Raw genomic sequence first — 26,940 nt, forward strand, 5'->3', positions numbered from 1 at the left:
ATCCCCACCGTGATCGCGGCCCCCGTCGTCGAACGCCCCCGCCGCAGCGCGTCCACGAGCCGCGGCCGCCGCAGCCGCCCCGCCTACGCGGGAGCCGGCGCCCGCGCAACCGCCACAGGCCGCGACAACCAGGGCTCCTCCGGCCGTCGCCGGGCACCCCGCCGCGTCGCCCTCGCCGCCTAGCGCGTACGTGGGGGCCCGGACTGCCGCCGCAGTCCGGGCTCCCACCACCCACCAAGCGCAGAGCAGTCTCGGCCCGCTCCGGCGCACCCGCCGGTCGTTCCACCGCCAGCCCTGACTACCGCCGGTCCCGGCGGTGGATACGCGAAGGATTCTGCCCATGACGATCACCCTCGAACGCCCCGCGACCACCGCCACGGTCGGCGACCTCATGAATTGCCCGGAGCTGCAGATCAGCGACGACGTCATGGTCGACATGGCGATGGACATCCTGCAGAGCTCCGGTGCCGACCACCTCCTGGTCCGCGACGACGACGGCCGCTGCGCGGGGTTGCTGACCCGCCTGCACCTGGCGCCGTTCCAGACCCGCTCCCGGTCCACCGAGCGCACCCCGGTGCGCGACATCGTCCTCGACCGGGCCCCGTTCGCCACCGCCGACATGCCCGCCGCCACTGCGGCCGCCGCCATGCGTTCCCGCGGCCTGGCCGTGTGGCCGGTGGTGGACCACGACGGCCACGCCATCGGCCTGCTCAGCTTCTAGGCCCGGCGCGTCGGCGCCGACGCGCCGGCCATCGCGGTATCGCCCGCAGCGCGCTTCGCCCCTACCAGCGGATGTGCCGGGCCGGTGCGGCCTCACACGAACCCGAAATCCCCTGCGCGGACGCGGTCTGCGTGGTCCGCGCCGGTGACGCAGGAACTCGGGCGGCCGGGCCGGTGGAGAACGGTCGGCCGGCGAACCGGAACCCGAGGGGCTCGTGTCCCGGGCGGCCTGCGGTGAGCACCTGCTGCTCACCGCGGGCCGGTTTCGTCGGCCTGGATGGCTGGGTCAGGTGTCGGCGGAGGGTTCCTGGCCGTGTTGGGAGCGGCGGAGCTGCTCGTTGATGCGCAGGGCTTCCTCGAGTTGGTCTTCGAGGATGATGATGCGGCAGGCGGCGTCGATGGCGGTGCCCTGGTCGACGAGGTCGCGGGCGCGCATCGCGATCCGAAGCTGGTAACGGGAGTAGCGGCGGTGACCGCCGTCGGAGCGCAGGGGGGTGATGAGGCCCTGCTCGCCGAGCGAGCGCAGGAAGCCGGGGGTGGTGCCGGTCATCTCGGCGGCGCGGCCCATGGTGTAGGCGGGGTAGTCGTCATCGTCGAACGAGCTGACGGCGTCGGGGGTGTGGGGTCGGATGGTTGCCGTGGTCACTGCACCTCTTCTTGTTGTTGTGTCCGGGGACGCGCTGAGGGGCCCCGGGGCCGTTTCGGCTCCCGGGGCCCCGAAGGGTTTTACACCATCTGCCGGCCTGTGGCCGACTTCCTCATGTCCGCCTCGCCCCGGGGGAGGGGGCGAGCGGGGATCGCGTATGCGTGACCGGAAACCACCGTCCTTGCCTTGGGGTCTTCGGAATCCGCCCGGGTGATGCCTCACGGGCCGGGCGATCCTGATGGCGCTCTGTCCCCTCCGTTCATCCTCTGTACTGGCCGATTGCTGCGAACTGCGGGTACTTCCACTACCGGGTACTGCGACCTGCTCGGAACTGCGGTGCTGCTGGTACTGCGAACTGCGTGGTAGTGCCAACTACCCGGTGCTGCTGTGGCGGTCCTGGTGGTCCGCCGGTTCCGGCAGCCAGCCCCGTCGCCCGTCCTGCTCAACCGCTCGGCTTGGAACCCCACTACCGGACTCCCAGCACGCGCGCCCGCAGTCTTGGGCGCCTTCACTGGGATACCGCGTACTGCGACTGCTGGTACTGCGCAACTCAACTTGACCTGCTGGTAATGCACTTACCGAACTGCGGTACTGCTGGGTGGTGGCCCCTGATACCTGCGGGCCGCCCGGCCCGGTCGCCAGTCACGTCGCCGTCAAGCACCTGCTGTGGCTCCGGGACTCCGCTACCGCGCCGTCTTTTGCGTCACCTGCTTCACGCCCACCTGCGCGGCGTGTCCTGCTGAACCGCGGTACTGCTGGGCGGCGGCCCCTGATACCTGCGGGCCGCCCGGCCCGGCCACCGGTCCTGTCGCCTTACTGCACCATCCCTGGCTTCAGGGCCCTGCAACCGTGCCGACCTGCGAACTTCTTTCCTGCTGCCCGCCAGTTCGTGTCTGGCGGGTACCGCTTGACCTCGTCTACGAGAGAAACACTAACCACGGCGTGCGGCAATGTCTACTCCGACGGGCATAGATTTTGCGGTGTCGGTCGGCGAGGTAGTCTTCGCCCCGCACGAGGCGGGGCGGCCGGTCGCCGCAGCGGCGCCAGGACGGAGGACGCCGCGTCCGGCGGCCACGACGACGAACGAACGGGAGGCGAGCGGTGGAAGGGCAGCAGGCCGCGCGGCAGGTGCGCACCCCCGACCCCGATACCCAGGTGTCGCTGGCGGCGGCCATCGCCGAAGCTGTCCGCGACCGCGACGAGCGGGTCCTGCGCCGGCTGCTGGCCCGCTTCGCCGAGCAGGTCGCCCTCACCGACCTGCCCGCCCTGCGCGACGCCATCGACACCACCGGGAAGCACGGCGACCGCCCGCCGGGAACCCGTTAGGCCGAGCCGGCCCGCCGCGCTCCCGGATCAGAAGGCGCGGGCGGCGGCGTTGCAGGTCGGGCAGGCGTACCCGGCCCAGCGCGGCGGACACCTGCCCTGTCCGGGCCGCTGCGGGCTCCACCGGTCGACCACCATGGACGAGGTGTCCATTCCGCATGCGGTCAGCGCCCCCGGGCCGCCGGTGGCCTTCGGCTCTGATGGTGCGGCGTGTACCCGCCGCACCGACATGGCATCGACCTGGTCGTCGCCGATCCCCAGGGCGAGGGTGTCCAGCGGCTCGACCAGTTCCAGCGGAACCACGATGCCCATGGGGCAACCGTGCGCGCGCCCGGCCGCGAACGCGACCGCACCGGGGCGCGGGGTGGCCGGCGTCCACCCCGCGCGCGGCTCGCCGCGCCGAGGTGGCGTTCATCGGTGTCACTGAGGGGCGCCCCGGGGCGGCGCACCAAGGCCCGGTGTGCGGAGGAAGAGGGTCCCGGCCGCACCCCGGGGTCAGGCGGTGATGGCCTCGCGTTCGGCCTTGGCCGTGATGGTGATCTCGCGGGGGTGGACCTTCTTGCACGGTTCGAGAACTGAGTACCCCGAGCCACTTCCTTGTATGCGGTTGCCCACGGAGTGTGGCTGAGGGGTGCAGCGGAAGGGGGACCGGTGGGGACTTGCCGGGGACCACGCGTTGCTCACCATTGCCTCTGAGTCGCCTTTCGCGGAACGAACAGCGCGGGCTGTCTGCCCGCCTGACGTGCGGCGATGGCTATAGCCGGGCTGGGGGTCAAGGGATCGCAGGTTCAAATCCTGTCGTCCCGACAGTGATGTCGGAAAGGCCGTTGGCCGGGTGAAAGCCCAGGTCGGCGGGCTTTTGCGTGATGCGCCGTCAGTGAAATGAGCCGCTCGCGAACGCCCATAAATGATCTTGCCGGGGACCAGCTGGGGACCGGCACCTTCGGGGTAGGCCCTGAGGAGCTGCTCCCGGGACTGGCAGGCCGAAAGCCCAGCCGCCCCCTTCCCGGTCGCAATGGCCCGCCGGGAAAGTCGCATGAACACCATCCCTGCCGGCGCGGCCCGGGACGTGGACCTGAACGGCTGTCCCGCGTGCCGCCGGATCCCGGGACGGTCAGCCGTCGCCAGGCGGATGCTCATCGTGACACTCACTCAAGAGCAGCCGTTCGCCGGGAGGTTGCCGTACCACGCGCACACCGGGCGCAGGCCGTCGACGTCACGGTCGATGGAACAGATGTCGGCGTGACCAGCGGTGTCGTTCCTGTGTCTTCAGCCCAGGAATGAATTCTTCGTGCGGGGATACGTTTTCGCACCAACGAACTCCGTTACGAGGGAGCACCACCGTGCGCGTTCTTTTCACCGCCCCGGCGTCGGTCGGCCACATCTTCCCGCTGGTACCCGTCGCGCAGGCGCTGCGGGCGGTCGGCCACGACGTGCTGTTCGCCGGACAGACGCCGATCGACCAGCTCCGGAGCACCGGGCTGCCCGCCGTCGACGTGGGCGACGGGACCGACCTCCGCGAGGCCTTCGCCCGGGTCCTCCCCGACGTTCAGTTCGCGGACGGCGAGCGGTCGGACGCTGAGACGATGGCGCTGGGCGCGCGCGGCTTCGCCCAGCACGGCCGGGTGACCATCGAGGGGCTGCTGGCGGTGGCCTCAGGGTGGCGGCCGGACGTCCTGGTGTACGCCCCGTTCCAGGCCGCCGCGCCGCTGGTGGCCGCCAAGCTCGGCATACCCGCGGTGGTGCACAACTTCGGCGTGTCGACCGGCGGGACGGCCGGCCTCCTGGCCGGGCTGCTCGCGGACGAGTACCGTGCCCACGGATTGGAAGGCCCCGCCGAGTCCACCGTCCTGGACGTCGTTCCGGCCTCGCTCGGCGGGGACGGTGGCGGCTGGCGCGTCCGGTACGTGCCGTTCAACGGGGGCGGGACGGTGCCGGCGGACCTGGTCGGGCGGGGCGCGCGTCGGCGGATCGCGGTGACGCTCGGCACGGTCGTCCCCGAGTGGGAGGGGATCGCGCCCCTCAAGCGCCTGCTGGAGCAGGCGGGCGGCCTCGACGCGGAGATACTGCTCGCGGTCGGTGGCACGGACCTGGCGCCGCTGGGCGGGCTCCCGGCCAACGTCCGGCCCGTGCCGTGGGTGCCGCTCGCCCAGCTTCTGGACGCCTGCGACGCGGTGGTGCACCACGGTGGCTCGGGCACCATGATGACCGCCGCCGCGGTGGGCATCCCGCAGCTGATCCTTCCTCACGGGGCGGACCACTTCATCAACACCGCAGCCGCGGAGGCGTACGGCTTCGCGCTGCGGTCGACGACGGACGCCGTGGACGCGGACCTGCTCGACCGGCTGCTCACCGACGAGGCGCTGCGGAAGTCGGCGGGCACCATCCGGGCGGAGATCCGGGCCCTGCCGTCCCCGGCCGAGCTCGTCGCGAACTTCGAGTCGCTGCTCTCCTGACCCGCAGGCTGCACGGCCTTGAGCGGTGCATCCTGAGCGGTGCATCCTGAGCGGGTGACGAGCGTTCGGTCACGGGAGGCGCCTGGCGAGGGGCGCGGCACGTGCGGCGCAGCCCGGCAGCACAAGGCCGTGCGGTCACGGAGTTCAGCGGGTGCGGCGGCTCCTCAGGAACAGGAGCGTGCCCGCCGTGAGGGCAACCAGTGCGGCGAGGCCGACGAAGGGCGGCAGCCGGGCCGCGTTGCTGTCGGTCTCGGGGAGGTGGTCGCCGTGCTCGTGGCCGTGGCCGGGCGGGGGCTCGGCCCAGCTCGCACGGCCGTTACGGCACGTCCTGTGACCGGTGGCCGGACGCCCACTGTTTCACCCGCTCGATCACGCCGTCCGGGTCGGATGCAGCGGAGTGGACCACGAACTCGGCGTAGCCGGGATCGTCGATGGGCAACGCAGGCAGGGGGTGTTCGCGAAGCCGGGCGACGAGGTACCCGGCGGCGAGGAGGTCGCGGGACTTCTCCATGTCGAGGTCGCGTTTGTCCGCGTGCCAGTAGGAGCCGTCGTACTCGACGGCGAGCTTGCGGCCGCCAGGGAGGTCGACGGTGATGTCGACGGACCAGGTGCCGCGTCGGACGAACGCGTCATGGCGGACGGTCTGGCCGGAGGAGGCCGTGCCGAAGGCGCGTTCCGCGGCCTCGTGATGGCTCAGCTCCACCCGCGACTTGCCGTGTTCCCGGCACTCGGGGCATCCGCTGCCGTTGGCGCGGGAGGGAAGGGGCGCCTGCCACACGTGCTCGGGGGCCGTGGAGCACACCCAGGCCGGAACGAACGGCGTCTGGGCGGTCGGACGCACCTGCCAGGCGGAGACGGGGTTCGCGGGCGACCACTCGGCGGCGAGGTCCGGGAAGTGGAAGGCGAGCGAGTCGAGGATCGTGCGGCACAGGGGGCACCGCAGTCGCTGCCCCTTGTCCCGTTGCTCCGGGGTGTCCTGCCACTCGTGGCCGCAGCCGGGGTCCTGCCACCACACGGTCCTGCGGGAGCGGGGGGAGATCTTGGCGAGGCTGAGGCGGCCGTTGAGGGTCGGGTGCCACTGGGAGGCGATCTCCGGACTGCCCCTGAAGGGAGCGGGATCGGCTCCGGCGGCCTCCAGCCGGGTGGTGCGTGTCCGGTGGCCCCGGCAGGACGGGCAGCCCGAGTGCAGGTAGGTGTGCGGCGACACCCGGGGGTGGTGCCCCCGCGGGCAGCGGAACCGGCGCAGCGTGAGGTCGCCGGCCACGAACACGGTGCGGGGGTCCTCGTCGTCGGCCCAGGCTTCGAGGAGCTCGGGTATGTCGGCGACCGGCGTCGCCTGGAGGCGCTCGTCGTCGGCCTCCCGCTCGGCGCGGCGCTTCGGTTCGCAGGCGGGGCACTGCCGGCTGTGCAGCATGTGGCTGACCCGAGCGGTGAACCGTTGGCCGCAGTCGGGGCAGCGCCAGGCCACCTCCCGGAGGGCCGTGACGGTGACGGTCTCCCACTGCGCGACGCCGTTGGCCTCGTGGTCCCACCAGTCGAGGACGGGCAGCCCGGAGTCCTTGAGCAGGGCCCGCTGCTTCTCGCCGGGGGCGTTGGGCGTCTGCCGGGCGCGACTCGGGTTGGTCTGGCACCGGCAGCCGAACGCGATGTCCCCCAGCCGCTCGGCGCTCAGGCGCCCGCAGTGCCGGCAGCGGACGTGGTGAGGATCGTCGCCGAGGGACGGCGCGGTCAGCGGCGCCAGGTAGTCGTAACCGTTGTTCTCCGCGTGTTGCCGTGCCTCCGCCGCCGGGACGGGAGCCAGGTCCGCGTGGGCGCCCCGGGACCGGCGGGCTTCCTGTGCCCACTGCCGCCAGAAGCAGGCCCGGCACGTCACCTCGCCCACCGCGTTGTTGGCGAGCGTGTACTCGAACCGGTAGTGAGCCTCGCACCCGCAGGTCAGACACCGGGTCAGACGCCACGCCGTCGGCTTCGTGAACGGCTCCAGCGGTTCCACGCCGCCGGTACGGAGGATCTCCGTGATGTGGCCGTCGCACCAGGCGTCGCGCGAGCGTGTGCGGTACGCGGTCGGCTGGGAACAGCCGGGATCCGCACACAGCTGGACCGTCTTCTGCGGCGATATGGGACTCACCTGCGGATTCTCCCATGCCGCCCCTGGGGGACCGCCCTGGGCGAAGTCGCCCAGGGCGGTCCGGCTCCAGGCCCGCCGACAGGCGCCTGTCGGACTGCGGGTTGATCAGGACGTTGCCCTCGTACCGGACCCACCGCTGGGCGTCGGTGCCGTTGCAGTCCCACAGCCGGACCCGGGGACACCGACGCCGGATCCGCGGGCTCAGCCGGCCGCGGTGCCGAACCACGCGGACAGCCGCCCGAGGAGTGCCTGCTGGTCCTCGCCGACCCATGCCACGTGGCCGTCCGGCCGCAGCAGTACGGCGGGCACGTCGAGCTCCCCGCTGACGTCGACGACGTGGTCGACCCGGCCCTCCCAGCCGGCGACCGAGAGCCGGCCGGTCTGGTCGAGCAGGAGCCCCCGGCCGGTGTGCATCCGCTCGTAAAGGCGACCGTGCGTCAGCTGAAGGTCGCGCATCCGTCGACCGAGCAGTTCGTGGCCCTCGCCGAAGTCGTAGCGGACCGCGATGGCGGTGATCTTCTCGATCAGGTACCGGTTCACCTCCTCGATGTCCATCAGCTCCGCCAGCAGGCGGCGCACCGACTGCGGTCCCGGCTCGGTCGACATCAGCTGGATCTGCGCGCGGGTGTTGTCCAGCACGGCGGCGGCCACCGGGTGCCGTTCGGCGTGGTAGCTGTCGAGCAGTGCCTCCGGGGCCCAGCCCGCGACCTCGGCGGCCAGCTTCCAGCCGAGGTTGAAGGCGTCCTGGATACCGAGGTTGAGCCCCTGCCCGCCGGTGGGCGGGTGGATGTGCGCCGCGTCGCCGGCGAGGAAGACCCGGTCGACGCGGTAGCGCTCGGCCTGCCGGGTGGCGTCGCCGAAGCGGGAGAGCCAGCGCGGTGAGTGCGCGCCGAGGTCGGTGCCGGCGGTCGCCCGGAGCTGCTGCCTGAACTCCTCCAGGGTCGGCGTGGCCCTGCGGTCCCCGGCCACTCCCTCGGCGGGCACGATGACCCGGTACACGCCGTCCCCGAGCGGCATGGCGCCGAACCGCTGCTGGGTCTTGCGGACCTCCGCCATCACGGCGGCCAGATCGTCCGGCGGTGTGGTCAGCTCCATCTCGCCCAGCAGCGTCTCGACCCTGGAGGGTTCACCGGGGAAGCCGACACCGATCAGCTTGCGCACCGCGCTGCGGCCGCCGTCGCAGCCGACGACGAAACGCGCACGCAGCGCCGTGCCGTCGGCCAGCTCGACGCCCACCCCCTGGTCGTCCTGGCTCAGCCCGACCACCTCGCAGCCGCGCCGGATCCCGGCACCGACCTCGATGGCGTGCTCGGTCAGCAGGCGCTCGGTGACCTGCTGCGGGATCGCCAGGACATACGAGTGGGCCGTGTCCATCCGCTCCGGCCACGCCGTGCCGAGACCGGCGAAGAAGCCACCGGCCGTGACCTGCCGGCCGATCGCCAGAAACCGCTCCAGCAGACCGCGCTGATCCACGACCTCCAGGCTGCGCACGTGCAGCCCCTGCGCGCGGGACTGCCGGGTCGGCTCCGCCTCCTTCTCCAGCACGAGCACCTGCACCCCGTGCAGCCGCAACTCGCCGGCCAGCATCAGACCGGTTGGTCCTGCGCCGACCACGATCACGTCAATCATCACAAGTCCCATTTCCGCAGGTCCTGGCTTCGCAAGCCATCAACTCGGGCATGTCGTCACTGTCATCTTTACTGTCATCCTTGTGGCTCCTGAACACGGCCGACGCATCGGCGTCCGACCTGGACGACGCGGGGGCTTCTTCACCGGGCCCGGTGTTCACGGGCTGGCCGAGGCCACCACCGCCCGTACGCCGGCCTGGGGGGAGTGGTCGGTCGGCGGGCAGGTCGAGCTGGTACTCGTCGGCGTAGGAGGCGGCGATCGGGTCGTGGGTGACCATGACCACGGCCCGGCCGGGGTCGTCGGCCATGGTGCGCAGCAGGGCGAGGACCTCGCGGCCGCTCCCGGTGTCCAGCGCGCCGGTCGGCTCGTCGGCCAGCAGCACGGCCGGGCGGGTGATCAGCGCCCGGGCGCCGGGACGAGCGGCCGCGGCCCGGGCCCCTGGCCTGGGGGTTCGTCAACGGGGTTCGTCAACCGGGGGGTTAACGACCGTTGCGTGCTCGGCCGTTGTTCCGGTGATCACGGTGGCGGAATGCTTGATCCGTCCCCGGAGCACGCAGAAGAGGAGCAACACCGAGATGTCCGTTCCCGGAGCCGGGGGGTGCCGACCGCGGTGAACGCCCTCGCTTCCACCATGGCGCGGATCGTCGCGGACCCGCTCGCCTCCTGTCGCTTCCTCACCACGCACCCCGGATGCCGGGAGGTGCTGACAGTCGAGGAGTTCACGGGTCTCGCCCGCGACGACGCGGCCCCGGACGTCCTGATGCTCCGGCACGCCTCCCCGAGGCCTGCCGCGTAGCGTTCGGCTCCATTGCAATGCAACGGCCTGAGGTAGGTCCGTTGCGTTGAATTGCCATCTATTGCAACGATAATTGCGCTTTGAGCTGCAGTGATGCAGATTTTCCGCAACGGTGATGTTGCCATAAACAGTGAAGGCAACGTAGCGTTTGCGATGTAAGAAACAACGAAGCGAAGGACGGAACAATGCAGAAGTTCGACACCACCGCCCCGATCGCCGCCGTCCTCGACATCCCCGCGGGGCGCATCCGGTTCATCGCCGCCGACCGCGCCGACACCGTGGTCGAGGTGCTGCCGGCGGACGCCGGCAAGGGCCGCGACGTGAAGGCGGCCGAGCAGACCGCGGTCGAGTACCGCGACGGCGTGCTGCGGATCGAGGCCCCGGAGAGGAACCAGGTCCTCGGCGCCTCCGGATCCGTCGAGGTGACGGTCCGGCTGCCCGCCGGCTCCCGGATCGAGGCGAAGGCGGCCAGCGCCGAACTCCGGGGCGAGGGGCGGCTCGGCGACGTCTTGCTGGAGCTCTCGCACGGGTCGGTCGCGCTCGACGAGGCCGCGAGCGCCCGCGTCACCCTCCTCGCCGGCGACGTCTCGGTCGGCCGCCTCGGCGGCCCCGCGGAGATCGGCACCCGGAAGGGCGACATCAGGATCGCCGAGGCCGTCCGCGGCACCGTCACGCTGCGCACCGACTCCGGCGAGATCGCGGTCGGCGCGGCCCAGGGCGCCTGCGCCTCCCTGGACGCCGGCACCTCGTACGGCCGGATCCACAACGCGCTCCGGAACACCGGCGGCGCCGCCGACCTGGTCATCCACGCGACCACGGCCTACGGCGACATCACCGCCCGCAGCCTCTGATCGGCCGCCCCCTGCCGCCCCCTGCCGCCCCCTGCCGGCCGGGGCGCCCTGGGCGCCACCGGCCGGGCAGGCCCGGACAGAAGCTAGTCCGAGGCGGTGACCAGCCGGACCGCCAGGGCGCCGAAGGCCGCGCCGCTGAAGACGTCGAGGCCGCGGGCGACCCGGCGGCTGTTGCGCAGCAGCGCCGCCAGCCTGCCGGACAGCACGCCCACCGTGGCGTCGACGGCCAGGCCGACGACCACCAGGGTGAGGCCGAGGACCAGGAGCTGGCCCGTCACGCTGCCCCGGTCGGGGTTCACGAACTGCGGCAGGAACGCGATGTTGAACATGATCACCTTGGGGTTGAGCAGGTTGGTGACGGCGCCCTTGGCGAAGGCGCGCAGCCGGCCGGCCGGAGCCGGCCCGTCGTCACCCCCGACCAGCGACGACCGGTCGCGGAGCGCCTGGACGGCCAGGTAGACCAGGTAGCTCGCACCCGCCCAGCGCAGCACCTCGTACAGCACCGGCAGGTGGGCGAACAGGGACGACAGCCCCAGCATCGCGGCCAGGGCGTGCACCATCGCCCCGAAGGCCACCCCCAGGGCGGCCATCACCCCCGAGACCGGGCCGCCGCGGCCGCCCATGGCCACCACGAACATCATGTCCGGCCCCGGGGTGACGCACAGGGCGAGGGCGGCGATCACGAAGGTCAGGTACAGCGGTGTGTCGATCATGAGCGGCATCCTTTTCTCCCGGTGGTCGACGGGCAACCGGATTTCGCGGGACGGGGGCGCCCCCCGTCCGCGGGCCTGCTTCCGTCCACCCGGGACAGCCGCACTGTGCGGCTGACGCCCGTCGGCCGGCCGCCGCGGTCGGAGCCGGCGCCGATCCACCGGGGCCTGCGGGGGAGCACGGAGCAGGCCGGGCCCGCCGCACGCGCACGGCGGGCCGGCCCCGTACGGTCAGGCGGGCTGGTAGGTCAGGTCCAGCACGCCGGTGGAGAAGGCGGTCGAGCCGGTGAGCTTCAGCGGCACCCGCGCGGAGCCCTCGGGGAACAGCCGCAGGCCGGTGCCCAGCACGACCGGGTGGACGAGCAGCCGCAGTTCGTCGACGAGCCCCGCCTCCAGCAGGGTGCGGGTCAGACCGATGCTGCCGGTCAGGTTGATGGTCCCGCCCGGCTGCTGCTTGAGCTCCTTGAGCGCGGTGACGACATCGCCCTCGATGACGGCCGAGTTGTTCCAGTCGGTGGCGGTCAGGGTGGTGGAGGCGACCAGCTTGCGGATGCCGTTGATGGCGTCGGCCAGCTCGCCGCTCCGGTGCGGCCAGACGGCGGCGAACGCCTCGTAGGTCGTCCGGCCGAGCAGCAGCGTGTCCGCCGCGCCGTACATCTCGCCGATCGCGGCGCCCATCTCGTCGTTCAGGTACGGGAAGTGCCAGGTCTCCGGCGCCTCCACGACGCCGTCCAACGAGATGAACAGGCCGGTCACGATCCTGCGTTGTGCGGTCATGCGAATCCTCCGAGTCGTGGGTGGTGCTTTCCGGTCCCGCCGAACACCGTCGGGTGAGGGGGCTCAGCGGAGCTTGTGGCGGTCGGCCCAGACGGCGACGGCGGCGGCGATCGCGAGGGGCTGGTCCTCCGGCGTGTGGTGTCCGGCCGGGGCGTCGCTGCGCTCGATCTCCAGGCCGGCGATGTTCTCCGCACACCAGTCGACGATCTCCGGGCCCATCATGGCGCCGGGTCCGGGCGCGAAGGCGAGCAGCAGTTTGGGGACGTCCGGACTGGTCGCCAACCAGCGGTCGTAGGCCTGGATCCTGGCCACCACGTCGGCGGGCTCGCCTTCGAGCGGCATCGACCGCGGCCACTGCAGCAGCGGTCGGCGGCTCTCCCGGGTGGGGTAGGGGCGGCGGTAGACGTCCAGGTCGGCGGGGGAGAGGGGGGTGGCGACCGAGCCGGGCAGCGCCTGCTCGATGAAGGCGTTGTCGTCGAGGATCATGGCCTCGCCCACCCCGGGCGTCCTGATCGACCGGAACAGCTCCCGGCCGCCCTCGGGGAACTCCGCCCAGGCCATCGGCTTGACGATGGTCTCGGTGAACACGAGGCCGCGAACCCGCCCGGGGTGCCGGGCGGCCCAGTCGAAGGCCAGGGCGCCGCCCCAGTCGTGGCCGACCAGCACCACGTCCTCCAGGCCGAGCGCGTCGAACCAGGCGTCCAGGTAACGGGCGTGGTCGGCGAAGGTGTAGGCGAGGTCGGGCTTGCCGGACTCGCCCATCCCGATCAGGTCCGGGGCCAGCAGCCGCCCCGGTGCGCCGACCGCCGGGAGGACGTCCCGCCACAGGTGGGAGGAGGTGGGGTTGCCGTGCAGGAAGACCATCGGCGCGCCGGCGCCGACCTCCCGGTGGAACATGACGGAGTCGAGTACGGGCTGGACGGGCACGACGGCCTTCCTCTCAAGTGTGCTGACGGGGTGGGGGGTTCAGCGGAACGCGGGGGCGGTGCGGGCGGCCCACCGGGCGAAGCTCCGCGGTGCCCGGCCGAGCACGTGCTCGACGTCGGGGCTGACCGCCTGCTCGGCGGGCAGCGGCTCGCCGAGGATCGCGAGGGTGCCCTCCACCACCGGCTCGGGCATGAAGGACAGCATCTGCGCGCGGGCCTCGGCGCGGGTCTGCTCGACGAACCGCACCGGGGCGCCCAGCGCCTCGCCGATCGCCTCGGCCCGCTCGCGCGGCGTGACCGGCGCCGGTCCGGTGAGCTCGTACGTCCGGCCCGCGTGGCCGTCCTCGCGCAGGACCGCGGCCGCGACCGCCGCGACGTCCGCCGGGTCGACGGTGGGCAGCCCGACCTCGCCGAACGGCGCGGCGGCCGTCCGCTGCGCCCGGATCGACTCGGCCCAGGCGAAGGCGTTCGAGTTCAGGCCGCCGGAGCGCAGGATGGTCCACTCCAGACCCGAGCGGCGCACCGCGTCCTCGAACGCCGCGGGGTGGCCGTAGACCTCCGGCCGCGTCCCGGCGCCCTGCGAGGAGAGCAGGACCACCCGCCGCACCCCGCGCGCCGCGGCGAGGTCGAGTACGCCCGCCGGGTCGTCGCCGGCGACGAGCAGGAACAGCGCCTCGGCCCCGTCGAGGGCGGCGTCCAGGCTCTTCGGGTCGGCGAGGTCCGCCGCGAAGTGCCGTACGCCGTCCGGGAGTCGGCCGGACCGCCGGGACACGGCGGTCACCTGCTCACCGGCTCCGAGGAGGTGCCGCACGAGCTCCTGGCCGACGTTTCCGGTCGCACCCGTCACAACAATCACAAGAACCCCCATGGGTAAGGCCGTCGATGGGCCAGCGGAGTGAGTTAGTTGGCTGACTCACTCGGAACAGTAGCCGACACCGCGTCAGGCGTCTACAGTCAGTCAGGTGACTGACTCAAGGAGTTCCCGGCGATCGTCGGGCAAGCGGGAGCGGCTGGCGGCCGCCGCGGCGCAGGTGCTGCACGAGAAGGGCGTCGAACAGACCACGCTGGCCGACATCGCCCAGGCGGCGGACGTCCCGGTCGGCAACGTCTACTACTACTTCAAGACCAAGAACGAGCTGGTCGAGGCGGCGATCGCCGCGCACGGGCAGGGTCTCCAGACGATGATCGAAACGCTCGACGCGCTCCCCACCCCCCAGGAGAGGCTGAAGGCGCTCCTGGCGGGCTGGGTCGGGCAGCGCGAGCTCACCGCCCGGTACGGCTGCCCCACCGGGAGCCTCGCCTCGGAGCTCGACAAGCGGGCCGACGGCCTCGACGAGTCCATCGCCAAGGTCATGCGGCAGCTCATCGACTGGGCGGAGGGCCAGTTCGAGGCGATGGGCCGCGAGGACTCCCGCGAACTCGCGGTCGCGCTGGTGGCCGCGTACCAGGGGATCTCGCTGCTCACCAACACCCTGCGCGAGCCCGAGCTGATGGCCGTCGAGGGGCGCCGGCTGGAGCGCTGGATCGACTCGCTGGCCTGACGCCGCCCCGGGTGCCCCCGTCGGGCCGCAGGCCGGAGCGGGTCACCGCGGCCGCGGCCGCGCGTCCGGCGGGGGTCGCGGCCTACGTCCGGTGGCCCGTGCCCGGCGGCCGGCGGCCGGGGGTCGACGGTACGGCGGGGGCGCCGTCGGGGGGCGGGTGTGCACGGTGGAGGGGCTTTCCCATGGTGTTCGGCCGTTTCCTTCGCTCGGGGTGTCCGGGGTGTCCGGGTGGTCCGTGGTGCCGCTGGATCGGTGTGGCCGACCGTTTCCCGGCGCGGATCCCGGGCCGGGAATCGGCGCGGGTCTCGGCGTGGGGCGGTCCGGTGCTGCGGGGGCGAATTCGCCCCCGGTCGGGCCGTATTCCTCCCGGGAAGGGAAAACTATGTCGCGCGCCGGGCAGGGTCAATCGAAACGATGCCGCATTTCGGTGTCAAACCGGCCATATCCCGCCGGATTGTTGCAATGGAAATGTCGATGAATGCAACCCGGGTCGGCGGGTCCTTGCAATGGCCTGCAGGTGAACGCGATGACCAGCCGTCAGCCTGGCTGCCGTGCCTCCGGAACGGCCGGACGCCCGGGGTGACGGGGGTGACGGGGGTCGATCCGCCGGGGCGGCGTCGAACTCCGCCGTTCACCGGAATTCCGGTGGCGGGAATTCCGCCCGCCGACCCGCCTGGGTGCCCGCACGGTGCGGCGGGGTTATTGCCGAATGGATGAACGTGGAAATCGCCGCGGAAAGGGGCCGACGGGAAAGCAGAGGCGTCAGCGGGCCGCCGGTCCGCCGGGCACCTCGGCCCGGACCAGCACCACCGCGCGGGTGCCGAGTCGGAGCAGCCGCGCGGCCGCGGCGGTGAGCCCCGCCGCCTCGGCCAGCCGGACCGCGCCCTCGGCGTCCTCGGGCAGCACGAGGTCGGAGGCGACCAGTTCGGCGAACACCCCGCCCGGCCGGAAGCCCGAGGCGACCGGCAGGCTGAAGCCGACCCGGCCGCCCGGCCGCACCGCACGCAGCCAGTCGGCCGGCGCGGCGCTCCCCAGGAAGTGCAGCGAGGACGCGCACAGGGCCAGGTCGAGACCGCCGTCGTGGACCGGCAGCGGCACGGCCGGGCCGACCCGCCAGTCGATCGCCCCGGCCAGGCCGGCCCGTTCCATCCGGGCCCGTCCCGCCGCCACCATCCCGGCCGAGAGGTCGACCGCCAGCACCGGTACCCCGCGGCCCGCGGCCTTCCGCCGACGGGCCACGGCCAGCGCCACCGCCCCGGTGCCGCAGGCGACATCCGCCACCCGCTCGCCCTCCTCCGGCGCCAGCCAGTCGGTCAGCTCCGCCGCGATCGCGTCGTGGTGCGCGTCGTCGTAGTCGCCCGACAGTTCGTCGAACGCCCGCGCCATCTGCTCCGCCGTACTCGTCATGACCGGCAGCGTAGGGCGTGTCAGGTCGGCGCCGGGTGGGCACGGCCCCGGCTCCCGGCCGTCGGCGCCCCCGGCGTCGGCCGGGCGTCAGTCGGCGGCGTCGGCGGTCCGCTCCAGTGCCGAGGTGAACTCCGCGGCCCAGCCGGTGAGGGTGTCGGGGCGGAAGAGGTCGGTGCTGTACTCGAACCAGAGGCGGATGCCGTCCGGGCCGGGTTCGGCGCGGATGTAGAGATCGGTGCGGGACACCCCGGCGCTGGGCACAGTACGGAGTTCGGTACGGAGGCCGGGCAGGCGGACGGAGGGCCCGGCGGTGTCGGCCACGGTCAGCATCACGGCGTCGAGCGGCGGTTCGCCCTCCTTCGGGGGCGGGATGACGGCGACCGCCTCGTCCCAGGCCAGGGCCTGGTGTTCGAGCGCGGCGAACAGCGACCGGGTGGTCCGGGCCAGGGCGGCGTCGAAGGGGGTGTGCGGGTCGGCCGACAGGCGGAGCGGGACGGGGCCGCCGAGCATGCCGACGGTGTGGAAGTGGGCCGGGTCCGGGCGGTTGGCGCTGGACAGGGCGATGACCAGGTCGGACTGGTCGCAGAGCCCGCCGAGCCAGCGGGCGCACACGGTGGCCAGCACGGCGGCCAGGGTGCTGCCCTGCTCGGCGGCCAGCCGGCGGAGCCGCTCGGTCGCGGCGGCCGGCAGGGCGGTGGCGACCACGGCTCCGCGGCCGGAGGGCCGGGCGGGGCGGGGGAGGTCCCGGGGGAGGCGGGGGCCGCCCGGGTCTCCGGCGAGTTCGGCCCGCCAGAAGCCCTCCAGCTCGGCTCGGGCGGCGCCGGAGGTCTGCCGGGTGCGCCAGGTCGCGTAGTCGCGGTACGGCACCGAGGGCTCCGGCAGGTCCGGTTCGGCGCCGGCGCCGGCCGCGGTGTAGAGGGCGGGGAGCTCGGCCAGCAGAACGCCCAGCGACCAGCCGTCGACGAGCAGGTGATGGAAGGTCATGACCAGCGTCCACGAGCCCTCGCCGAGGCGGGCGAGCCCGGCGCGCCACCACGGCGCCTCGTCCGGGAGGAACGGCCGGTCCGCCAGGCCGCGGCACCAGGCGTCCACCTGCTGCGGGTCGACCTCCTCCACCCGGACCTCCGGGCGGGCCTCGGCCGGGACGTGTCGGCGGGGCCCCTCGGCGGTCTCGGTGAACCGGCTCCGCAGGGCCTCGTGCCGCCCGGCCAGCAGCCCGAGGGCGTCGGCCAGGGCCTGCGGGTCGAGCTCCCCGGTCAGGTCGAGGCGGACGCTCGCGTTGCAGACCTCCGGCCGTGGATGCGTCCGGTGCCGCCGCCACATCCGCAGCTGCACGCCGGACAGCTCGGCGCCCTCGTCTCCCGGGGCCGGCAGGCGGCCGGCCAGCGCCCGGACGGTCGGCTGCCGGAGGAAGTCGGAGAGGGAGCAGTCCAGTTTGAGCTCCGCGCGGAGCCGGCCGAGCAGCCGGACCGCGCTCAGCGAGTGACCGCCCACGGCGAAGAAGGACCGGTCGACCGGCACCGAGCCGAGGCCCAGCTGCTCGCACCAGACGGTGTGCACGGCGTGCTCGGCCGGCGTCAGCGGCTCGGCTCCCCCCTCGGCCGCGGCCCAGTCGGGCTCCGGCAGGGCGGCCAGGTCGTGCTTGCCGGCGGCGTTGAGCGGCAGTCGGTCCAGCCGGACCCAGGCACCGGGGACGAACGGGCCGGGCAGCCGGGCGGCAAGCCGGGCGTGCACCTCCGCCGGATCGGTGCCGGGGCCGAGCGCCAGGTAGCCGACCAGCCTCGGCCCGCCGTCGGGACCGGTGCGGACCACCACCTCGGCGTCGCGGACGCCCGGCAGGGCGAGCAGCGCCCGGCGGGTCTCGGCCGGCTCGATCCGGACGCCCCGGATCTTCACCTGGTCGTCGCGCCGGCCGAGGTAGCGCAGCTCCCCGGCGGCCGTCCAGCGCCCCAGGTCCCCCGTCCGGTAGAGCCGGGAGCCGGGCGCCAGCGGGTCGGGGACGAAGGCGGCAGCGGTCTCCCCGGGCCGGTCGAGGTACCCCAGGGCCGGCGCGGCGCCGCCCGCGTGGATCTCGCCCACCGCGCCGAGCGGGACCCTCCGCCCGGCGCCGTCCAGCAGCCGGACCGCGACCCCGGACACCGGGCGGCCGACGGCCGGGGCGTCGTCGAGCGGGTCCACCCGGTGGGAGGTCACCATCATCGAGGCCTCGGTCGGGCCGTACTCGTTGAAGAGGGCGCAGTGCGGGTGCGCGGCCAGGAAACGGCGCAGGGCCGGGGTGGGCAGCAGCCGCTCGCCGACCGAGACCAGCTCGCGCAGCTCGGGGAGTTCGGGCTCGGCCTCCATCAGATGGGCCAGGGCGCTCGCGGTGAGGCAGAGCCGCTGGACGCCGTTGCGGCGTACGGCGTCGGCCAGCGCGTGGGCGTCGTAGCGGTCCTCCTCGGGCAGCAGCACCAGGGCGGCGCCCGAGCCGAGGGTGGTGAAGAGCTCGAAGAGGCTGAGGTCGAAACCGGCGGACGCCCACTGGAGGGTCCGCAGTCGCGGCCTGGTCCGGCGGAACCAGCGGAACAGGTTGACCGGTCCGCGGTGCGGCAGGAGCACGCCCTTGGCGCGGCCGGTGGAGCCGGAGGTGTAGAGGCAGAGCGCCGGGTCGTCGGGGCCGCCGGCCGGGGCGGTGTCCGGGGCGGTGTCCGGTGTGGGCCGGGCGGGCTCGTCGTCGAGGTCGAGCACCCGCAGCCCGGGTACGGCGGTGCGCAGGCCCGCCGGTTCCGCCGCGGCCGTGGTGACCAGCAGGACCGCTCCGCTGTCCGTCAGCATGTGCGCCAGCCGGGCGGCGGGCTGGGCGGGATCCAGCGGCAGCAGCACGGCTCCGGCCTTGAGCACGGCCAGGACCGCCGACACCGCGGGCACACCGCGCGGCAGGCAGACGGCCACCACCGCCCCCGTGACCCCGGCCCCGGTGCAGTCGGCGCCGCGCAGCCGGGCGGCCAATGCCTCGGCGGCCAGGTCGAGTTCGCGGTAGCCGACCGGCTGCCCGGCGTCGACCACGGCCGGTGCCGAGGGCGTGCGGCGGGCCTGCCGTTCGAACGCGTGGTGCAGCAGCTCCGGGAGGTCCGGTCCGCCGGGGGCGGCGGCGTCCGGGTGGTTCTCGAAGCCGTCCAGGAGGCGGGCCTCGGCCGCGGGCGGCGCCGTCAGGTAGGACAGCCTCCGGCCGACGGGATCCTCGGCGGCGAGCTCCAGCACCTGCTCCACGTAGGCCAGGATCCGGCGCACGGTCTCCTCGGTGAACAGCGCCGCGTCGTAGTGCGCCAGGCAGTGCAGCAGGCCGTCGCGGTACGACAGGCAGAGGCTGAGGTCGAAGGGCGCCCGTCCGTTGGGCAGGTCGACCACCTCGCCGCGCAGCGCGCCCGCGTCGAACCCCGGCTCGGCCGGGGCCTCGTACTCCACCATCACCTGGAAGAGCGGGTTGCGGCCGGCCCCGCGCTCGGGGTTGACCGCGTGCACCAGCTCGTCGAAGGGCACCGCGTGGTCGTAGGCGTCGGCGCTGAGCGTCCTGACCCGGTCCAGCAGCTCGGCGAAGGCCGGATCCCCGGCCAGGTCGAGGCGCAGGGGGACGGTCTCCACGAAGAAGCCGATCACCCCGTCGCAGTCGGCGGGGCGGTTGCCCACGGCCGTGCCGAGCACCAGGTCGTCCTGGCCGCCGAACCTCGCGAGGACCGTGCCGACGGCGGCCACGACGGCCATGAACGGCGTCGCACCGCTGCCCTGGGCGAAGCCGTGCAGGGCCTGGCGGGTGGCCGGTCCGAAGCTGTGGGAGAGCCAGGCGGGGACCGGGGGGCGCTCCGAGCGCGGCCGGTCGGTGGGCAGTGCCGGGGCGGGTGCGTCCGCGAGCCGGCGGCGCCAGTAGGCGAGCCGGTCGGGCGCGGTCGGCCGGCTCTCCGGGCGGCTCTCCGAGCGGCTCTCCGGCCGGCGGGCGGGCAGCGCGGGCAGCGGTGCGGGCGCGTGCGGCCACGCGCGCAGATGGGTGGCCAGCTCCTGCCCCAGGATGTGCAGCGAGGCCGCGTCGAACACCAGGTGGTGGGTCAGCAGCAGCAGGACGTGCCGACGGGCGGACAGCCGGAGCAGCCGGGCCCGGACCAGGGGTGCCCGGGTGAGGTCCAGCGGTTCGGCGCCGAGCTCGGCGAGGTGCTCGGCCACCGCGTCCTCCTCGGAGCGGCCGGAGCAGTCCACCAGCGGGCAGTCCAGTGCGGCCTGCGCCTGGACCACCTGCCGTGGCACGCCGTCGCGTTGGCGGAACGCGGTACGCAGCGCCGGCTGCCGGCGCACCACCAGGTCGAGCGCCGCGTCGAGGGCGGCCCGGTCCAGCGGGCCGTCCAGCCGGATCGCCCGCGGCTCCAGGTAGTCGGTGCTGTCGGGATCGAGCTGTTCGATGAACCAGACGCCGCGCTGCGCGGGCGAGAGCGGCAGTTCGGCCTCGGCCTCGGGTTCGACCTCGGGCTCGCGCTCGGCTGCGGCTTCGGGCTCGGTGGCAGCGGCGGTGAAACGGCGCCGCAGCTCGTCGAGCCGGACCAGCCCGTCGAGCACCCGCTCGCGGCTCAGGCCGAAGTCGACGAAGCCGGCGATCTCGTCGACCCCGGCGGCCAGCAGGCGTTCGACCACGGGCGCGGCGCTGTCCACGGTGCCGATCAGCGCCCGGTCGGCGCAGTACTGCTCGTAGGCGCGCTGCAGGAGGAAGTCCAGGTCCTCGGGCGGGGTGCGCTCCAGGTCGGCGGCCAGCCCGAGGCTGTTGGCGAACTGGCCCAGCAGCGCCATCGACGAGCGCAGATAGGCGCAGAAGGGATCGCGGGCCTCGGCCCGGGCGTCAGCCCGGTCGGTACCGAGGTAGGTGTGGAGCAGGACCACCACCCGGCCGGCGGCCGGGTCCAGTCCGACCTCGGCCCGGGCGCCGCGGTAGATCGCGATGTTCTCGGCGAGCTGCTCCACGGACTGCGACATCAGGTTGGTGACCACCCCCAGCCCGTTCCGGGCGGCGGCCCGGTAGCTGTCCGGGTTCTGCGCCACCGCCACGAACAGCGGCGGCTCGGCCTGCACCGGCCGGGGGAACAGGGCCACGTCGACGGGCCTGCCGTCGCCTGCCGTCGCGCCGACCGACGCTCCGGACCAGAGCGCCCGCACCGTGTCGAGCCGCTCGTACATCAGCTCCCGGTGCCGGCCGAAGCCCTCCGGGGCGAGCGCGAAGTCCCGTGCGTGCCAGCCGGATGCCACGCAGAGGCCGGCCCGGCCGTCCGAGAGGTTGTCCACCACGGACCACTCCTCGGCGACCCGGATCGGGTGGTGCAGCGGCAGGACGACCGAGCCCGCGTGCAGCCGGATCCGGGTGGTGCGGGTGGCGAGCGCGGCGGCGAGCACCGAGGGGTTGGGGAAGAGGGCCCCGAAGGAGTGGAAGTGCCGTTCGGGCAGCCAGACGGTGTGGAAGCCCTGCCGGTCGGCGTAGGCGGTGGCGTCCAGGACCAGGTCGTACTTGTGTCGGCCGTCCTGCTCCGGGTAGTCGCCGAAGAAGTAGAGACTGAAGTCGCAGCCCCGAACCGACGGGCCCGGCACCGGGGTTGGCGCAGAAACCGGGGACGGCGAGGGCGCGGGCGACGGGAGCGTGACCGGTGCGGGCGGCGCCGGGGACGGTGTCGGGCCGGCTCCCAGGAGCGTGAGCTGGCGCTCGATCAGGTCGGCCATCCGGTCGCCCAGCCGCAGCTGCTGGGCGATGAGTGCCTGGACGGGGTCGGACTGCGCGGACCCGACAGCGGGAGCGGCGGCGGCGTCAACGGCGGGAACCGCAGCGGCAGCGGCCGGCCGGTGGGGCGCCAGCGCGGCGGCCAGCCTGCGGGGCGTGTCCAGGGAGTCGAACAGGTCGCGCAGCGCCACCCGGGAGCCGAAGCGCTCCGTCAGCTCGCGGCCCATCGCGGCGAGCGTCAGCGAGTCCGCGCCCAGCCGGACGAACGTGTCGTCGGGTGCCACCTCGCCCGGGGCGCAGCCGAGATGGCCGGCCGTCAGCGCGATGACCTCGGCCAGCGGCACGCCGGAGGCGGCGGCGAGGCCGCCCGGCCGGGACGGCTCGGGGGACGACGGCTCGGGGGACGACGGCACTGGGGCGGACGGCTCGGGGGACGACGGCACTGGGGCGGACGGCTCCGGGGGCAACGGCTGCGCCGACGACGGTCCGCGCGAGTACGGGACGTCCGTTCGCCGGAACGGGTAGCGCGGCAGCGGATCGGGCGACGGCCCGCCCTCGCGCGGAAGCCCGAGCGGAGCGCCCAGGCAGTACAGCTCGGCCTGCGCCAGCGCGTCCCCCGACTCCGCCGGGAGGGCGCGCCGCTGGGAGGCGGTCCACGGGCGGCCCCGGGTGGTCCTGCGGCCCAGTCCGGCCAGCTCCTCGTCCGGTCCGATCGTCAGGTAGCCGCGGCAGCCCGCCGCCTCCAGCGCGGTCAGCATCCGCCGGAACCGCACCGGGCCGCGGAGCTGGGCCACCAGGTGGTCCGCCCCGAGGACCGTGCCCGGCGGCAGGACGGTGCCGTCCGGCCCGCAGGCGAACGAGGTGTGGATCGGGAGGTACTCGCACCGCTGCGCCTCGCGGCGGAACTCCGCCAGGACGGGATCGAGCAGCGCCGAATGGAAGGCCCGGTCCACCGGCAGCCGCCGCCAGGCCACCGCCTCGGCGTCGAGCAGGGCCGCGGCCCGGTCGACGTCCCCGGGCAGGCCGGAGAGCACCTGGCCGTCGGCCGCGTTCTCGGCCGCCACGGTGAGTCCGGTCGCCGCGGCGATCCGCCCGGCGAGGGCGGGGTCGGCCCGCACGGCGAGCATCGCGCCGCGTGCGGTGCCCTGCATCAGCCGTCCGCGCAGCGCGGTCAGCTGAAGGCCGGTCCTGGTGCCGATGCCGCCCGCGGCCCACAGCGCGGCGTACTCGCCGATGCTGTGGCCCAGCAGGTGCTCCGGTCGCAGGCCGCGGCCGCGCCACAGCTCGGTGGCGGCCGCCTGGGCGGCGAACAGCGCGGGCTGGGCCAGCTCGGTGGACAGCGGGCCGGGCGGCGCGGCCGCCAGGCGGTCCAGCAGTCCGGTGCCGGTGAGCCGCCGGTACTCCTCGTCGCACTCCGCGAGGAGGCGTCCGGGGGCGGGGTGCGTGCGCAGCAGGGCCAGCAGCGGCCGGGGGTCGGCGCCCTGGCCGGAGTAGGCGAAGGCCGTCGTGCCGAACCCCTCCGCGGGCACGCTGCCGTGGTGCCCGGCGGGGGTGGCGCCGGTGCGCTGCCAGGTGTCCAGCGCCTCGGCGAGTCCGGTCGCGGTCCGACCGGTCACCGCGAGCCGGTGGGTGTACCGGGGGCGGCGGGCCAGTTCGGCCGCCACGGCGCCCGGCGGTGTCCGCGGCCGGGCGGCCAGCCGGCCGGACAGCTCCGCGGCCAGGTCGCGCAGTGCCTCGGGGTCCGCGGCCGACAGCGTCAGCACGGCGGGCCCGCCGGCGGGGGCGGCGGCGGGCCCGACGGGCTCGGGCGCCTCCTCCAGCACGACGAAGGCGTTGGTGCCGCCGACGCCGAGCGCGCTCACCCCGGCACGCCGCGGTCCGTGGCCGGCCGGCCAGGGGCGGGTGTCGGTGGCGAGGACGAACGGGCTGCCGGCCGCCTCCAGGGCGGGGTTCCAGGTGGTCGGGCCGGGCATCGCGACCAGGGTGCGGTGACGCAGCATCAGCACCGACTTGATCAGACCGGCCATACCGGCGCAGGTGTCCAGGTGCCCGATGTTCGCCTTGACGGAGCCGAGGGTGCAGAAGCCCGTGCGGCCCGAGGGGCTGCGCAGGGCGGCGCCGAGGGCGGCGAACTCGACCGGATCGCCCAGCGGGGTGCCGGTACCGTGCGCCTCCAGGTGGCCGATGCCGTCGGCGGGCACGCCGGCGCGGGCGAGGGCCTGCGCGATCACCTCGGTCTGCCCGGTGACGCCGGGCGCGGTGAAGCCGATCTTGGCCGCGCCGTCGTTGTTGACCGCCGAGCCCGCGATCACCGCGTGGATCCGGTCGCCGTCCGCCAGCGCCCGGCGAAGCGGCTTGAGCAGCACGACGGCGACCCCGTTGCCGCCGACGGTGCCGTCCGCGGCCGCGTCGAAGGGACGGCAGGCACCGCTCGGCGACAGGACGCTGCCGGGGTGCAGCCGGTACCCGGAGTGCTGCGGCAGGTGCACCGCCGCCGCGCCCGCCAGGGCCAGCTCGGCATCGCCGTTGTGCAGGGCCTGGACGGCGAGGTGGACCGCGACCAGCGAGGAGGAGCAGGCCGTCTGCACGCCGACCGCGGGGCCGCGCAGGTTCAGCCGGTAGGCGACCCGGGACGCCAGGAAGTCCGGGGCCGCGCCCAGCGAGGACTGCATGGCCAGACCCGGATCGGCGGGCGGGCGGCCGGCGTCGCCCTGGTAGTCGAGCAGGTTCATACCGGACCCGGCGAAGACGCCGATCCGCTCGGCCCGGGCGGGGTCGGCGTAGCCGCCCTCCTCCAGCGCGTGGTAGGCGCACTCCAGGAACAGGCGGTGGGCGGGGTGGGTGAGGGCGGCCTCGTGCGGGCTGATGCCGAAGAAGCGGTGGTCGAAGCCGGTGACGTCGTCCAGCACCCCGCCGAAGGGCCGCAGCAAGGGATCGGCGGCGTCCTCGGGGGTGAGGCCGGCCGAGGCCAGCTCGGCCTCGCTGAAGGTGGAGATGCGCCGGGTGCCGGCCCGAAGGTCGGCCCAGAAGCCCTCCGGGTCCGAGGCGCCGGGGAAGCGCAGGGCGATGCCGATGACGGCGACCCGTCGGTCGGGCGGCTCCGGTGCGTCTGTCGGTGCTGCCGTTCGAGCCGTCCCGGTGGTGGTCCCGGCCGTGGTGGTGCCGGCGGCGTTCCCGGTGGCGGACGCCGGGGCCGCGTGCAGCCCGTCCAGCGCGGCCGCCAGCGAGGCGATGGTGGGGTGCTCGAAGAGCATTGTCCGGGGGAACCCGACGGCAAGGGCGCGCTCCAGCCCGACGTGCAGCCGGACCAGCGCCACCGAGTCGAGCCCCAGTTCGTGGAAGGGCGTGGCGTCCCCCGGGCCCTCGTCGGGAGCGCCGCCGGACCGCGCGGCGAGGACCTCGCGGACGGTTCGGCGGACGGCGTCCAGCGCGGGCCGCGGCTGCGGAGGGAGAGGCGGCTGCGAGGCGAGAGGCGGTTGCGCAGGGGCTGTCGGCTGCGCAGGGGCCGGTGGTTCGTCCGGGCCGGAGGCCAGCAGGATCTCGCGGGCGGCCCGGCGCAGCACCTTGCCGCTGGAGGTGCGGGGGAAGTCCGCGGCCGCCACCGGGACGACGGCCGCGGCGGTCAGCCGGAGCCGGGTGAACAGCGCCGCGCGGATCGCCCGCGCGGTCGCCGCCGCCTCGCGCGCGGGGTCGTCGCATGCGGGGCCATCGGGTGCGGGGCCATCGGGTGCGAACAGCACCCCCAGGGCCTCGGTGCCGCTCCCCGCACCGGGCAGGCCGCAGGCGGCCACCGCGCCGGCCAGCACGCCCTCGACGGAGGCCGCGACCTCCTCGATCTCGTGGCAGAGGTGGTTGTGGCCGTTGAGGATCACGATGTCCTTGTCCCGTCCGGTCACCACCAGTTCGCCGTTGCGGAGGAAGCCCAGGTCCCCGGTGTCCAGCCAGCTGCGGGGAGCCCAGTCGCCCGTCGGGAACGCCCGCTCGTCGGCGGCCGGGTCGTCCACGTAGCCCGGGGTCACCCGTGCCGAGCCGACCTGGAGGGTGCCGATCCGGCCCTCGGGCAGCACCTCGCCCCGCGGGTCGACGATCCGCAGGGTGGTGCCCGGGGCCGGGCGGCCGACCGACACGAACTCCACGCACTCGTCGTCCGGGGTCTGCGGTCCGGCGTACTCCAGCGCGCCCGCCAGACTGGCCCGACGGATCCGGTGGGTGCCCCCCGGGGCGCCGAACCGGCCCATGGTGATGCCGGTGCAGGTCTCGGCCATGCCCCAGGCGGGCACGAAGGAGTCGCCCGGCAGGCCGAGGCGGGCGGTCGCCGCCAGGAATCCGCGGACCAGCCCGGGGGTGATCTGCTCGCCGCCGCTGACCAGGGTGCGGACGGCGGAGAGGTCCGGGTCGGCCTCCGGACGCCTGGCCAGCGCGTCGCGGACCAGCTGGTAGCCGAAGGCGGGGGCCCAGGAGTGGTTCACCCGGTGCCGGTCCATCAGGTCGAGCCAGTGCAGCGGATCGGCCAGCACCAGGTCGGTGGGTACGTGGATCTGGGTGGTCCCGGTGAAGAGCGGCAGCAGGTGGTAGAGGAGCAGGGCGCCGCTGTGGTCGGTCGGGAGCCAGTTCAGCGCCACCTCGCCCGGCTGCCAGCCGAGCAGTCGGCGCGAGCCGTGGCCGAACTCGGCGAGGCCGCGGTGGGTCAGCCGGGCGGCCTTCGCCTGGCCGGTGCTGCCGGAGGAGAGCATCAGCAGCGCGGTGTCGGCGCCGTCCGGCCGGTGCGGGTCGGTGCCGTGGCGGTCGGTCAGCCAGCCTGGGTCGGTCGGCGAGCCGGGGTCGATGGCGGGTATCCCGGCCGCGGTGAGCGCGGCGACCCCGGTGGCGGACGACAGGACCGGCGGGCGGCCGAGCCGCTGCCAGGCGTGGACGAACCGGCCCGTTCCGGCGTGCAGCTCGGCGCTCTCCACCGGCTCGCTGATCGCCAACGGCTGCACGCCGCCCAGCAGGCAGGCCCAGAGGGCGGGGAAGAAGTCGGCCGGGGGCAGGCCGACCAGGATCGCCCGGTCCCCGGGGGCGAGGCCGTGCCGGCGCAGCCCCATGAGCAGCCGCCCGGCGGTGTCGAGGAGCTCCGGGTAGCGGACGGTGTGGGCCCCGCCCTGCCGGTCCAGGGTCACCAGCGCGGCCGAGGGGAAGCGGACCGCCGCCAGCCGTAGGAGTTCGGGCAGTGTGCGGGGATCGTCGGCGGTGAGATCGATGGGCTCGCCGTGGCTCAGCGCGAGTGGTATCCGGCTCATCAGGTCTCCCTCGGTCGGCCAGCGAC

The 26,940-nt window shown here is 74.4% G+C and carries 16 protein-coding genes and 2 pseudogenes; 7 read left to right on the plus strand and 11 right to left on the minus strand.

The features are described from left to right. Both ACIGZJ_RS34660 and ACIGZJ_RS34665 read left to right on the plus strand, forming a co-directional pair. Positions 1-183, plus strand: a pseudogene (locus ACIGZJ_RS34660) (ATP-dependent helicase); the annotation flags it as partial. Between the two features lie 157 nt (positions 184-340). Then, positions 341-721 carry a CBS domain-containing protein gene (locus ACIGZJ_RS34665; protein ID WP_396461015.1) on the plus strand — a complete coding sequence of 127 codons (381 nt, stop codon included), beginning with the start codon at positions 341-343 and terminating at the stop codon, positions 719-721. 285 nt (positions 722-1,006) lie between these two features. On the opposite strand, the gene ACIGZJ_RS34670 is transcribed toward ACIGZJ_RS34665, so the two are convergent. Beyond that, positions 1,007-1,288: a MerR family transcriptional regulator gene (locus ACIGZJ_RS34670; RefSeq protein WP_209415364.1), complete on the minus strand. Its 282-nt coding sequence runs from the start codon at positions 1,286-1,288 to the stop codon at positions 1,007-1,009. 1,179 nt (positions 1,289-2,467) lie between these two features. Between ACIGZJ_RS34670 and ACIGZJ_RS34675 the strand changes: the two genes are divergently transcribed. Beyond that, complete coding sequence (locus tag ACIGZJ_RS34675; protein ID WP_396461016.1) at positions 2,468-2,692, plus strand: hypothetical protein; 225 nt, start codon at positions 2,468-2,470, stop codon at positions 2,690-2,692. A 27-nt stretch (positions 2,693-2,719) separates the two neighbouring features. On the opposite strand, the gene ACIGZJ_RS34680 is transcribed toward ACIGZJ_RS34675, so the two are convergent. After that, on the minus strand, positions 2,720-3,001 hold the full coding sequence (locus ACIGZJ_RS34680; protein ID WP_396461017.1) for a hypothetical protein: 282 nt from the start codon (positions 2,999-3,001) through the stop codon (positions 2,720-2,722). Positions 3,002-4,032: 1,031 nt separating this feature from the next. Between ACIGZJ_RS34680 and ACIGZJ_RS34685 the strand changes: the two genes are divergently transcribed. Next, on the plus strand, positions 4,033-5,145 hold the full coding sequence (locus ACIGZJ_RS34685) for a glycosyltransferase (protein ID WP_396461018.1): 1,113 nt from the start codon (positions 4,033-4,035) through the stop codon (positions 5,143-5,145). 316 nt (positions 5,146-5,461) lie between these two features. On the opposite strand, the gene ACIGZJ_RS34690 is transcribed toward ACIGZJ_RS34685, so the two are convergent. The 3 genes and pseudogenes from ACIGZJ_RS34690 to ACIGZJ_RS34700 form a co-directional block, all read right to left on the minus strand. Beyond that, the gene (locus ACIGZJ_RS34690; RefSeq protein ID WP_396461019.1) at positions 5,462-7,273 is read right to left on the minus strand and encodes a zinc-ribbon domain-containing protein; all 1,812 of its coding nucleotides are present in this window, start codon (positions 7,271-7,273) and stop codon (positions 5,462-5,464) included. 201 nt (positions 7,274-7,474) lie between these two features. Continuing rightward, entirely contained in the window at positions 7,475-8,902 is a 1,428-nt protein-coding gene (gene rox, locus ACIGZJ_RS34695; protein ID WP_396461047.1) for a rifampin monooxygenase, read from the minus strand. Positions 8,903-9,140: 238 nt separating this feature from the next. After that, a pseudogene (locus ACIGZJ_RS34700) lies at positions 9,141-9,311 on the minus strand (ABC transporter ATP-binding protein); the annotation flags it as partial. 201 nt (positions 9,312-9,512) lie between these two features. On the opposite strand from ACIGZJ_RS34700, the gene ACIGZJ_RS34705 reads away from it, so the two are divergent. Beyond that, positions 9,513-9,698 carry a hypothetical protein gene (locus ACIGZJ_RS34705; RefSeq protein WP_396461020.1) on the plus strand — a complete coding sequence of 62 codons (186 nt, stop codon included), beginning with the start codon at positions 9,513-9,515 and terminating at the stop codon, positions 9,696-9,698. Between the two features lie 185 nt (positions 9,699-9,883). Further along, the gene (locus tag ACIGZJ_RS34710; protein WP_396461021.1) at positions 9,884-10,549 is read left to right on the plus strand and encodes a DUF4097 family beta strand repeat-containing protein; all 666 of its coding nucleotides are present in this window, start codon (positions 9,884-9,886) and stop codon (positions 10,547-10,549) included. Between the two features lie 83 nt (positions 10,550-10,632). On the opposite strand, the gene ACIGZJ_RS34715 is transcribed toward ACIGZJ_RS34710, so the two are convergent. The 4 genes from ACIGZJ_RS34715 to ACIGZJ_RS34730 form a co-directional block, all read right to left on the minus strand. Beyond that, on the minus strand, positions 10,633-11,262 hold the full coding sequence (locus ACIGZJ_RS34715) for a LysE family translocator (protein WP_396461022.1): 630 nt from the start codon (positions 11,260-11,262) through the stop codon (positions 10,633-10,635). 228 nt (positions 11,263-11,490) lie between these two features. Continuing rightward, positions 11,491-12,036: a dihydrofolate reductase family protein gene (locus ACIGZJ_RS34720; protein WP_396461023.1), complete on the minus strand. Its 546-nt coding sequence runs from the start codon at positions 12,034-12,036 to the stop codon at positions 11,491-11,493. A 63-nt stretch (positions 12,037-12,099) separates the two neighbouring features. After that, entirely contained in the window at positions 12,100-12,963 is an 864-nt protein-coding gene (locus ACIGZJ_RS34725; RefSeq protein WP_396461024.1) for a haloalkane dehalogenase, read from the minus strand. A 39-nt stretch (positions 12,964-13,002) separates the two neighbouring features. After that, entirely contained in the window at positions 13,003-13,818 is an 816-nt protein-coding gene (locus ACIGZJ_RS34730; RefSeq protein WP_396461025.1) for an NAD(P)H-binding protein, read from the minus strand. Positions 13,819-13,924: 106 nt separating this feature from the next. Between ACIGZJ_RS34730 and ACIGZJ_RS34735 the strand changes: the two genes are divergently transcribed. After that, complete coding sequence (locus ACIGZJ_RS34735; RefSeq protein ID WP_396461026.1) at positions 13,925-14,503, plus strand: TetR/AcrR family transcriptional regulator; 579 nt, start codon at positions 13,925-13,927, stop codon at positions 14,501-14,503. A gap of 762 nt (positions 14,504-15,265) precedes the next feature. On the opposite strand, the gene ACIGZJ_RS34740 is transcribed toward ACIGZJ_RS34735, so the two are convergent. Together ACIGZJ_RS34740 and ACIGZJ_RS34745 are read right to left on the minus strand one after the other, a co-directional pair. After that, positions 15,266-15,910 (minus strand): class I SAM-dependent methyltransferase, encoded by a 645-nt coding sequence (locus ACIGZJ_RS34740; RefSeq protein WP_396461027.1) that lies wholly within the window; start codon positions 15,908-15,910, stop codon positions 15,266-15,268. 87 nt (positions 15,911-15,997) lie between these two features. Continuing rightward, positions 15,998-26,914 carry a MupA/Atu3671 family FMN-dependent luciferase-like monooxygenase gene (locus ACIGZJ_RS34745; protein ID WP_396461028.1) on the minus strand — a complete coding sequence of 3,639 codons (10,917 nt, stop codon included), beginning with the start codon at positions 26,912-26,914 and terminating at the stop codon, positions 15,998-16,000. Positions 26,915-26,940 lie beyond the last annotated feature (26 nt).

The sequence above is a fragment of the Kitasatospora sp. NPDC052868 genome, from assembly GCF_044547105.1.
In the GTDB taxonomy this organism is placed as follows: domain Bacteria; phylum Actinomycetota; class Actinomycetes; order Streptomycetales; family Streptomycetaceae; genus Kitasatospora.

What these genes read in the sequence shown, in the direction of transcription:
- ACIGZJ_RS34665 (WP_396461015.1), top strand. Translation starts at nt 341, where the DNA reads ATGACGATCACCCTCGAACGCCCCGCGACCACCGCCACGGTCGGCGAC.
- ACIGZJ_RS34720 (WP_396461023.1), bottom strand. Translation starts at nt 12,036, where the DNA reads ATGACCGCACAACGCAGGATCGTGACCGGCCTGTTCATCTCGTTGGAC.
- ACIGZJ_RS34710 (WP_396461021.1), top strand. Translation starts at nt 9,884, where the DNA reads ATGCAGAAGTTCGACACCACCGCCCCGATCGCCGCCGTCCTCGACATC.
- ACIGZJ_RS34680 (WP_396461017.1), bottom strand. Translation starts at nt 3,001, where the DNA reads ATGGGCATCGTGGTTCCGCTGGAACTGGTCGAGCCGCTGGACACCCTC.
- rox (WP_396461047.1), bottom strand. Translation starts at nt 8,902, where the DNA reads ATGATTGACGTGATCGTGGTCGGCGCAGGACCAACCGGTCTGATGCTG.
- ACIGZJ_RS34740 (WP_396461027.1), bottom strand. Translation starts at nt 15,910, where the DNA reads ATGACGAGTACGGCGGAGCAGATGGCGCGGGCGTTCGACGAACTGTCG.
- ACIGZJ_RS34670 (WP_209415364.1), bottom strand. Translation starts at nt 1,288, where the DNA reads ATGGGCCGCGCCGCCGAGATGACCGGCACCACCCCCGGCTTCCTGCGC.
- ACIGZJ_RS34715 (WP_396461022.1), bottom strand. Translation starts at nt 11,262, where the DNA reads ATGATCGACACACCGCTGTACCTGACCTTCGTGATCGCCGCCCTCGCC.
- ACIGZJ_RS34745 (WP_396461028.1), bottom strand. Translation starts at nt 26,914, where the DNA reads ATGAGCCGGATACCACTCGCGCTGAGCCACGGCGAGCCCATCGATCTC.